Source organism: Pseudomonas sp. NBRC 111131, from assembly GCF_001320525.1.
Taxonomy (GTDB): Bacteria; Pseudomonadota; Gammaproteobacteria; order Pseudomonadales; family Pseudomonadaceae; genus Aquipseudomonas; species Aquipseudomonas ceruminis.
This window is the reverse complement of the sequence record NZ_BCBH01000105.1, coordinates 1-506: the sequence shown is the minus strand read 5'-3', so window position 1 is coordinate 506 and position 506 is coordinate 1. Positions and strand designations below refer to the sequence as shown.

Here is a 506-nt window from a genome sequence, read left to right as displayed (position 1 = left end):
GACCCAGTTGGACAACGCTATCGGCGATGTGGGCGGGGAGAACCTATTCTACAACCCGAGCCTCACCAAGGTGGCGGGGGCGGCGCCTGAAGGATGGGAAACCGAGGGCCCGGCTACCACGACCGATAGCCTGGTTACATCATGGCTGAACAGTGGTGAGAAGGCACTGAGGATCGTGGCCACCGGCCTGACCAGTTCCGCGCAGTACAAGTCGCTACGTAACACCGCAATCAAGCGGATCAAGGTGAGTAGCGGCCAAGCGGTCACGGCGTCGGTATTTGCCCGGAAAAGTGACAGCGATATCGGCATGCGCATTTTCATCCAGTGGCTGAACGCTTCTGGAACTGTGATCAGCGCGCCAAACTCGACGATGGTTCCGCTGACGATTGCGGGTAGCCGCGCCACGTTCTCAGCCGTTGCTCCCTCGGGGGCTGCTGAGGCGTATGTCTACTTCCGCGTTTACGCCATGACCTCAACGGCCACCAACGGTACCGTTGAATTCGCGA

The 506-nt window shown here is 59.9% G+C and carries 1 pseudogene; it reads left to right on the top strand.

Annotated elements, in window-relative coordinates:
- Nucleotides 1–506, top strand: a pseudogene (locus tag APH34_RS29715) (hypothetical protein); the annotation flags it as partial.